The sequence below is a fragment of the Streptomyces sp. NPDC050738 genome (assembly GCF_040654175.1).
Classification (GTDB): Bacteria; Actinomycetota; Actinomycetes; order Streptomycetales; family Streptomycetaceae; genus Streptomyces.
The window spans coordinates 124,990-133,540 of record NZ_JBFAHN010000021.1; the positions used below are offsets into that span (position 1 = coordinate 124,990).

Sequence of the window (8,551 nt, forward strand, 5' to 3'; positions counted from 1 at the left end):
TCAGGAGGCCCGGCCGAGGAGCTCGAAGAAGGTGTCACCCCGTACGAGCTCGAAGGGATCGCCGAGCAGTTCACCCAGCTCGGCGATGTTGTCCGGCGTCCAGTTCCAGGCGTTGACCGCCCCGGCGATGAACAGCGGTCCTGCGCTGTCCCAGCCCTCGATGTGCTTCAGCAGGGCCGCGTGGTACTCGGCGGCGCCGCCCTGGGGGGAGAAGTTGCCGATCACCGGCAGCCCGGCCGGTGCTGTCTGAAGGTCGCCCGTCTCCCAGGACTGGACGATGCCGCGCAACGGGGTGTTGCGGCGGTACGAGCCGACCACCCGCTCGTCGAACGGCACCCACCCCTCGCCGTCCGTCCTGCGCTGGTTGTAGGCGTAGACGAGGTCCATGCCCGTACGGCGCAGATAACGGCCCGAGAGCTCGGTGTACGAGTCGAGGGCTTCGGCGGGCCAGGAGCCGGGGTAGGTGTATCCCGCGCCGGAGGGCCCTGCGATCAGCAGGTCGTTGTCGCTCGCCGTCTGCTGGTAGTACGCGAGGAGGGCGGGTCCGAGGTCGGCGAGGAGAGGGCTGACCGTCCAGTTGACGGGGACGCGGCCGCGCGCCGGGTTGTCCCAGAGGTCGCGCATGCGGCGCTGGCAGTACTGCGCGTTGTCGCCCTCGCCGACGGTGAGGGTGAGGAACACGCGGTTGCCGGGGGTCGCCTTCGGCCGGGGGCGGACCGTGGAGGAGATCTTCGCCGGGACCCCGGCGTGCACGGTGCCGTTCATGTAGAAGTCGGCGGCCACCACCTCGATGCCGTGCTGCGAGGCGCGGTCGACGCCGCCCCATTCGCCCGCCACGTCGTTGGAGAACCAGCCGCAGTACGGAGTCGTGGGCGGGACCTTGTCGAAGACCTCGTCGAGCAGCTCCCCGGTCGCACCCGCCGGGGGGAGCCAGACGACCATGGAGCGACCGGCGACCGCGTAGTCCCGGAAGTACGGAAAGGGTTCGACGCGCGTGGGCGCGGTGGTGGTGGCGGTGACCAGGTACTGGTTCCATACGTCGACCTCGGCGATCAGCTGCCGGGTGCCGGCCGGTGGCGCGAACCGGTAGATGAAGTAGCCGCCGCCGTCGCTGAAGCGGTTGGCGTCCCCGCCGAGTGCGGAGTTGAGGCCGTCGAAGAGGTACGGGGCTTCGTCGGCCGTACCCGCGGTGAACGAGGCGATCACCTGGCCGTCGGCCTTCACCGTGACCTGATGCACCGACGCGCCCCAGCCGTCGTCCCCGAAGGAGTCCTGGAAGCGGAGGAACGCGCCGTCCCCGCCGGTGAGTTCGGGGCTGAGGTCGAAAGTGCGGACCGCGCGGTTCGAGGTGTCGCGGACCCGCACGCTCTCGCGCGCGACCTCGCGCCACTTCACCCCGTCGACCTTCACGGTCCTGGTGGGCGGCAGCCCGGTCAGGAAGGTGTGCGAGCAGCGGGGGAAGAGCTTGTCGAGCTGCCATCGGTAGACGGACCCGGGATCGTCGTCGAACTGCCCGCGCAGGTCGGCGACGGTTCTCAGGCCGTACGCCTGGGCCTGCTCGGCGGTGGCGGCCACCGCGTTCTCCAGACCGGCCAGGGTGGTGGCCACGTTCACCGAGTCCGGCACGGCGGGGTCGTGCAGTACGGCGCCGCGGATCTCGCCGCGGTAGCGGTCCAGGAGGTCGACGGCGTGGTCGTGGTGGACGGCGGGGACGCCCGTGGACTCCAGCCAGCGCTGATCGAGGCCGGATGCGTCGTATGTAAAGTACAGGCGCGGCCGCGTGCGGTTGACGACCCCCTGCAAGGTCGTCAGGAGCAGTTGGTCGTCGCCGCCCAGCGTGCTGACGTCGGCGACATCGAGCCGGGTGGGGCGGCCGAAGGACGGCAGCAGCCGGGCGGCGGGTCGGGGTGCGGCCGTTGCGGCCGTGGCGGGAAGGGCAATACCCAGGCCGGCGGCGGCCAGGGTCGTGGCAGGAGCCATCAGGAAGCTTCGTCGGGACACCATCAACGATCACTGCTCCTCGGAAGAAAGCTTGACATCGTTGTCAACAGCCAGTGAACGTAGCGATGTCGAGGCGATGTTGTCCATGGTGCGTGCACCGGGCCGGCCACAGAGGACAGGGGGCAGGGTGAAAATCGACCAGCGGTCGATGATTGCAGCCCACGACAGAAGGCCCGTTGATTTCTAGGGTCGAGCCATGACAATCAGCACCGAGCCGCTGTCCTCGGTCCAGTTGGCGCGATTCGTCGCGCACGGCTATCTGCGCATGGACGCGGTCGTGCCGCAGGAGATGAACGACCGGGCCATCGAAGTCCTCGACGCGGGAATCCCGGCGGTGCCCCACGGCACACCGGTCGACAAGGCGTTCCCCGAGGGGTCCTTCGCCCATGAACTGCTCGGACTGCCCGCGGTCGCGGGGGCATTGACCAGCCTGGTCGGCCCCGGTCCGACCGTCGACCACCACGCCGTGCACATCCGCGAGCCCCAGGGCGGCAACGCCCAGCCGTTGCACGGGGACGCGATCATCGACGTACGGCCCGATGCCTTCGACATCCAGCTCATGTACTACCCGCACGAGGTGACCGCCGACATGGGCGGCACCCTGATCGTGCCGGGCAGCCATCTGCGCCGGACCAACGAGAGCGACACCGGCCGCTACCAGAACCTGCGCGGCCAGGCCCGGCTCACCTGCCCGGCCGGCACCGTGGTGCTTCTGCACCACGGGATCTGGCACGGCGGCCGCCGCAACGACGCCTCCGTACCCCGCTATATGTTCAAGATCCGCTTCAATCCGACGGTGCCGCAGGTGCGTCTCTGGGATACGAGCGATCTCACCGATCCGGCCGTCGCGGACGAACTGCGCACCCAGTTCCCGTGGTACGAGCCGGCGACAGGCCGCCTCGAGATCTATAACCGCGTCGCTCTGTGGCGCGCGCTCACCGGCGACCCTTCCTTCGACCTCGACCACTGGACGACCCGGGTGACCAACCGCCCGGCCATCGGGAGCAACGCATGAGCACGCGACAGCAGGTTCTGGTGCTGTATCTGGCCACTTCGGCCCTGGACGCCGAGGTGGTGGGCTGGGCGCGCTACGACGGCACCGGCAGGACCCGCCCGACCACCGGCGACAGCGACGAGCCGCCGTACCCGACAGGGGTGGCCGCCCTGGAGGACGGCTGGCGGCTGTTCCAGGCATCGCAGCTGATGCCGCCGCAGCCTGGTCACGAGTACGACACGTCCTTCCTCAAGCACGAGTTCTTCTTCGAGAAGCTCACAGCAGTCTGAGGGAGTCGGCGCAGATGCCCACGCGGACGCTCTGGCCCCAGGTGAGCCGCAGCGCGTCGCTCTCGATACCGTCGCCGAAGGCGATCAGGCTGTCGGACTCGACGGTCAGGCGCAACTTCTGCGTCCGCGTGAGCAGCCCCTCCACGTACGAGGTCCCGGTGACGGGGGAGGGCCATGCCTCCCGTACGAACCAGGCCAGTTGGGGCGAGGTGGGACCCGGCAGCGCAAGGGTGCTCGAACGCTGCTGCCACAGAGAGCGCAGCCAGCCCGTGGCGCCGGTGCCGGTGCCGACCAGGACGCCCGACGAGGCCTGGGGTTCGGCCGGGGCGGTGTCGTCGTCGGGGCCCAGGCGGTAGCGGGCGGTCTGGTGTCCTGGCGGGCCGAGGTAGATCTCGTTCAGGGCCAGCAGCCGCTGGGTGTCGTCGGCGACGGCCTCCACCATGGTGAGTTCGTCGGCGGCGGCCCCCGGAGACGCGGCATGGGCGAGGAGCTTCGAGGTGTCGGCGGGCCTGTGCCGCACCAGTACCCCCGGGTTGCGCCCCGGGTCCGTGTCGATGCCCACGACGGGCTGGCCTGAGAGGTATTTGGCCACGTTGGCGACGAGCCCGTCCTGCCCGACGACGACCACCACGTCCTCAGGGCCGAAGAGGAACCGGTCGAGGTCGGCGCGCTCCACGGTGGTCTGCCGCCATTGCAGCGGAACGGCCGCCGCCACATCGACCAGCGCCCGCCGCGTCCGTTCGTGCCGCTCGACGACCTCCCCGATCGACCGGCCGCGGCCGCCGAGGAAGAACGCGGCCTGGCCGTGCGTGCCGTGCCGCGCGAGCAATTCCGCGTACTCCGTGGTGCGGTGGACCAGCACCGCGCGCGGGGCCAGGCTCATGACGCGTCGGCTGCGGGACGGCCCAGCTTGGCGAGCAGGCCGGTCAGGACGTCGGGGGAGAGGGTGAGGCTGTCGATGCGCGGGAGGTTCTCGGCGAGACGCCCCGCGGCGAGTGCGTGGAGCGTGGCGGTGTCCGCGTCGGCGTGCACCCGCAGCCAGGCGGCCTGAGCCTGGGCGCGCGCCTCGCCCACTTCGCGGGCGGCCTGCGCCTCGGCGCCTGCCAGTCGTACGGTCCGTGCTGCCTCGGCCGCTGCCCGCACCGCGTCGGCGGCCGCGTTCTCCTCCGCCTTGCGGCGTGCGTTGATGCCGTGCTGGTCGACCAACTGCTCTTCCTGCCGGGCCAGTTCGATCTTGCTGGCGAGCTCGTTCTCGGCGATGGCGCGCTCGCGCTGCACCGCCACGGCCCGCCGTTCGTACGTCGCCCGGTCCGCCTCCTGCTGGATCTGCTCCCGCGCCGGCGTACGGAGTGCGCGCTCGACCTCCGCCTCGGGGCGCACCGCGACCACCCGGACGGCGACCACCTCGATGCCGGTGGCGGGGAGTCTGGGTTCGTCCGTGAGCCCGGCGGTGATCCGCTCCCGTACGGACGACACCCCGTCGACCAGCGCTGCGGACAGGGGAGTCCGGGCCAGGATGTCGAGTGCGTGCTGCTGAGCGGTCTCGGTGAGGAGTGTGGCGAGCTGCTCCAGGGGTGCGCCGCGCCAGGCGCCCGTGTCGGGGTCGACGGAGAAATCGAGACGGGCGGCGGCGGTGGCCGGCTCGCTGATCCGGTAGGTCACCGTGGCCTGCAGGGTGACGTCCTGGAAGTCGGAGGTCCTGGCGTGGAAGACCATCGCCAACTCGCGGTCGTTGACCGGCACTTCGGAGAGCGCCGCGGTCAGCGGCCGGAACCAGAAGCTCAGCCCGGCTCCGTCGTGGGCGAGGTGTCCCTTCCGATGGTGGCGGATGTGCGAGGTGGGTGCGGAGCGCAGGTGGCGCCAGCCGAGACGCCGGGTGATGTCTGCCATGGGGGAGTCCCCTCTCTTTTCGTCAGTAAGACGATATCGAGATGAGTCGATCTCGTCAAGATGACGAAAAGGGAGGGGGTGGGGTTCAGCCGGACATGGCGCCGTTACGTGCGCGGCCGGTGCCCCCTCTCCTGCTTCGGGAACGTCTGGTCGGCGCCTGGCAGGGTCGGCTTCGGGAGCGTGGCCACCTCTTCCTTGGCCTTGGCCAGCTGCTCCGCCGTGTCGTTCGGCAGGCGCGGCGGGCGCGGCCGGCTGTGGGAGAAGCGGAACGCGGACGTCAGGTCACCGAAGGTGCGGCGGCGCCACTCCGTGATGTTGGGCTCCTCGACCCCGGTGAAGCGCTCCAGGAACTGCAGCGCCGATGTGTGGTCGAACGCCTCTCCCGCCACCCATCCGCCCACGGTCCAGGGCGAGATGATGATCGCGGGGACCCGGAATCCGCCCCCGATGGGCAGCCCCTGGACGAACTCGTCCGTCGTGCCCGCCTTCGGGGTGGGCGGCGGAACGTGGTCGAACAGGCCGTCGTTCTCGTCGTAGTTGAGGATGAAGGCCGTCTTCGCCCAGACCTTGGGATTGGAAGCGATCGCCTCGATCTTCTGGGCCACGAAGTCCGCGCCGGCCGCCGGGAGGTAGTCCGGGTGCTCGGACTGGTAGCTCGTCGGCATGATCCAGGAGACGGCCGGCAGGCGGTCGTTGCGGGCGTCGTCCTCGAAGGTGCCCTCGGGCTGCGGGCGCACGCCGCGCTCGTAGAGCTCGTCGCCCGGCTTGGCGTCCTTGAAGGTCTGGAACTGCTCCAGGAGGTTGCAGCCGTAGTCGTCGTCCTGCTGGTAGACCTTCCAGCTGACCCCCGCGGCCTGCAGTCGCTCGGCGTACGTCGTCCAGCGGTAGGGCTTGGGCGCGGTGTTGTTCAGGATCGGGCCGCCCTGGGTGCCGCCCGGGTCGATGGTGCCCGTCATCCAGTACAGCCGGTTCGGCCAGGTCGGGCCGAAGACGGAACAGAAGTAGTTGTCGCAGACGGTGAACGTCTCCGCGAGGGCGAACTGGAAGGGTATGTCCTTGCGGGTGTAATACCCCATCACATAGGGGCCGTTGACCCCGTCCGCCTTGCGGTGGGCAGGCAGCCACTGGTCCATCTTGCCGTTGTTCCACGCCTGGTGCTGCACGGACCAGGCGTGGCTGGTGGAGGGTATCGCCTGGGCGCTGGAGCTGTGGGTGTCCAGGTGAAACGGCAGAAGGTAGCCGTCGGGGTTGACCGCGTCCGGCTGGTAGAACACCGACCGGCCGTTGTCGAGCCGCAGGGGCGTCGGGGTCGCGGAAGCCGCGTACGCCCGAGAGCGTGCCGAAGTAGTGGTCGAAGGACCGGTTCTCCTGCATCAGCATGACGACGTGCTCGATGTCGCGCATCGAACCGTGGCGGGGCGGTCCGGCGGCGACGGCCTTCTGCACGCTCGGCGGCAGGAGGCTGAGCGCTGCGGCGCCCCCGACCGCACCGGCCGCGGATCCGAGGAGTCTGCGTCGTGTCAAATCAGCCATGAACTTCCCTTCCAGAGCGGTGTACGGGTCCTTGTCGTGGACCCGTCGAAACTCTTCAGGGAAGCGGCATGGGGGTGAAAGAGGGAGTCGATGAACACGGAGCCAATGGGTGGCAAGGGTCCGGTCAAGTACGTGCCGGGTTCATCGAGTTGGCGCGCGCTTCAGTCGTCGGCCACCCCCAGTTCGGCCAGCAGATCCCCGCGCAGCCGTGCGAAGTCCGGGTCCGTACGCCGTCGCCCCTCGGGGAGGTCCACCGTCCTGGGTGCGCCGAGCCTTCCGTCCGTGAGGACCAGCACCCGGTCGGCGAGGAGAATGGCCTCGTCGACGTCATGCGTGACCAGCAGGACGGCAGGGCGGTGCACCGCACACAGTTCGCGGAGCAGTGCGTGCATCCGCAGCCGGGTCAGGGCGTCCAGGGCGCCGAACGGCTCGTCGAGGAGCAGCAGTTCGGGTTCCCGTACGAGCGCCCGTGCCAGGGCCGCACGCTGCGCCTCGCCGCCCGAGAGCGTCCCGGGCCAGGCGCGTTCGTGGTCCGTGAGGCCGACTTCCGCGAGGGCCTGCCGGCCGCGTTCGCGGGCTCCCTGCCGGGGCAGCCCGAGGATGACGTTCTCCAGGACCCGCTTCCACGGCTGCAGCCGGTGGTCCTGGAAGACGACGGCCCTGCGCCTCGGTACGAGCAGCTGCCCGCCGGTCTCCGGGTCGAGTCCCGCCATCGCGCGCAGCAGCGTCGATTTGCCGGAGCCGCTGCGTCCGAGCAGGGCGACGAACTCGCCGCGGTGGATGTCGAGTTCGATGCCGGACAGGACGGTGCGGCCGGAGAAGGTGCGGGTCACCTTCCGTGCGGACACCGCCAGTTCGGCCGTGGCTGTCTCTGCCGCTGTTGCTGTCGCCGTCGTCATCAGGCACCCCCGTCGAATCCGCGGCGCCACGCGAGCAGCCGCCGCTCCAGCAGCCGTACGAGTCCGTCCGCCCCGAGCCCGAGCAGACCGTAGATCAGCAGACCGAGCACGATGATGTCGGTCCGGTACCAGCTCTGCGCCTGGTTCATCAGGTAGCCGATGCCGTTGGTGGCATTGAGCTGCTCGGCGATGATCATGATGAGCCAGGCGCCGGTGAGGGCGAAGCGCAGCCCGACGAGGAAGCCGGGCACCGCGCCGGGCAGGATCACATGGCGTACGAGACCGAGCCGGCCGAGCCCCACCGTGCGGCCCGACTCGACGAGCTTGTGGTCGACGCCGCGGATCGCCGCATAGGTGTTCACGTACACCGGGAAGGCCGTGCCGAAGGCGACCAGGGCGATCTTCGGGGTCTCGCCGACCCCGAACCAGATGATCACCAGAGGCAGCAGCCCCAGGACGGGCAGGGCGCGCAGCACCTGCATCGTCGAGTCGAGGAGTTCGTCGCCGAGGCGGAACAGTCCGGCCACCACCGCGATGACGAGCCCCGCGGTGACGCCCAGCGCCAGACCGGAGGCGACCCGGGTGAGCGAGGCCAGCAGATGGTCCGTCAGCTCGCCGGTCCTGGTGAGCTCCCAGCCCGCGGAGAAGACCGCGCCGGGCGTGGCGAGCACGCGCTCGCCGACGAGGCCGAACGTACCGAGCAGCTGCCAGATGAGGACCAGCAGGAGCGGCCCCGCCAGCCGGCGTACCGGCCGGGGGAGCGGAACACGGGCACGGCGTGGTGTGTTGAGGGCCGTGACATCGACCAGTGAGGTGTTCCCGGGACCGTTGGCGGGAGGTCCCGCGGCGGGGGGGGGGCCCGGGGGGGGGGGGGGGGGGCCGCGGCCCGGGGGGGGGGGGGTGCACCGCGGGGAAAACCGCGCAAAAACCAAAAAAAACGGGGT

General features: G+C 70.3%; 7 protein-coding genes and 1 pseudogene. 2 read left to right on the forward strand and 6 right to left on the reverse strand.

The genetic code is table 11. The annotated features are described in order from the left end of the window. Positions 1-2,004: a GxGYxYP domain-containing protein gene (locus AB0H78_RS35380; protein WP_363238914.1), complete on the reverse strand. Its 2,004-nt coding sequence runs from the start codon at positions 2,002-2,004 to the stop codon at positions 1-3. A gap of 193 nt (positions 2,005-2,197) precedes the next feature. Here AB0H78_RS35380 and AB0H78_RS35385 point away from each other — a divergent pair, with 193 nt between their 5' ends. Both AB0H78_RS35385 and AB0H78_RS35390 read left to right on the forward strand, forming a co-directional pair. Further along, positions 2,198-3,016, forward strand: coding sequence for a phytanoyl-CoA dioxygenase family protein (locus tag AB0H78_RS35385; protein WP_363238915.1), 819 nt, complete (start codon positions 2,198-2,200; stop codon positions 3,014-3,016). Further along, positions 3,013-3,285, forward strand: coding sequence for a hypothetical protein (locus AB0H78_RS35390; protein ID WP_363238916.1), 273 nt, complete (start codon positions 3,013-3,015; stop codon positions 3,283-3,285). The genes AB0H78_RS35385 and AB0H78_RS35390 overlap by 4 nt, the downstream gene beginning before the upstream one ends. Here AB0H78_RS35390 and AB0H78_RS35395 read toward each other — a convergent pair. The 5 genes and pseudogenes from AB0H78_RS35395 to AB0H78_RS35415 all read right to left on the reverse strand — a co-directional run bounded on the left by AB0H78_RS35395 (position 3,272) and on the right by AB0H78_RS35415 (position 8,278). Continuing rightward, complete coding sequence (locus AB0H78_RS35395) at positions 3,272-4,168, reverse strand: hypothetical protein (RefSeq protein WP_363238917.1); 897 nt, start codon at positions 4,166-4,168, stop codon at positions 3,272-3,274. The two genes, AB0H78_RS35390 and AB0H78_RS35395, sit on opposite strands and share 14 nt — an antisense overlap. Continuing rightward, the gene (locus AB0H78_RS35400; protein WP_363238918.1) at positions 4,165-5,175 is read right to left on the reverse strand and encodes an SPFH domain-containing protein; all 1,011 of its coding nucleotides are present in this window, start codon (positions 5,173-5,175) and stop codon (positions 4,165-4,167) included. The genes AB0H78_RS35395 and AB0H78_RS35400 overlap by 4 nt, the downstream gene beginning before the upstream one ends. Positions 5,176-5,279: 104 nt before the next feature. Continuing rightward, positions 5,280-6,579 (reverse strand): annotated as a pseudogene (locus AB0H78_RS35405) (alkaline phosphatase family protein). Positions 6,580-6,869: 290 nt separating this feature from the next. Then, the gene (locus AB0H78_RS35410) at positions 6,870-7,607 is read right to left on the reverse strand and encodes an ABC transporter ATP-binding protein (protein WP_363238919.1); all 738 of its coding nucleotides are present in this window, start codon (positions 7,605-7,607) and stop codon (positions 6,870-6,872) included. Then, on the reverse strand, positions 7,607-8,278 hold the full coding sequence (locus AB0H78_RS35415) for an ABC transporter permease subunit (protein WP_363238920.1): 672 nt from the start codon (positions 8,276-8,278) through the stop codon (positions 7,607-7,609). The genes AB0H78_RS35410 and AB0H78_RS35415 overlap by 1 nt, the downstream gene beginning before the upstream one ends. Positions 8,279-8,551 lie beyond the last annotated feature (273 nt).

Coding starts and splice junctions, on each gene's coding strand:
- AB0H78_RS35380 (WP_363238914.1), bottom strand. CDS start 2,004: ATGGTGTCCCGACGAAGCTTCCTGATGGCTCCTGCCACGACCCTGGCC.
- AB0H78_RS35385 (WP_363238915.1), top strand. CDS start 2,198: ATGACAATCAGCACCGAGCCGCTGTCCTCGGTCCAGTTGGCGCGATTC.
- AB0H78_RS35390 (WP_363238916.1), top strand. CDS start 3,013: ATGAGCACGCGACAGCAGGTTCTGGTGCTGTATCTGGCCACTTCGGCC.
- AB0H78_RS35395 (WP_363238917.1), bottom strand. CDS start 4,168: ATGAGCCTGGCCCCGCGCGCGGTGCTGGTCCACCGCACCACGGAGTAC.
- AB0H78_RS35400 (WP_363238918.1), bottom strand. CDS start 5,175: ATGGCAGACATCACCCGGCGTCTCGGCTGGCGCCACCTGCGCTCCGCA.
- AB0H78_RS35410 (WP_363238919.1), bottom strand. CDS start 7,607: ATGACGACGGCGACAGCAACAGCGGCAGAGACAGCCACGGCCGAACTG.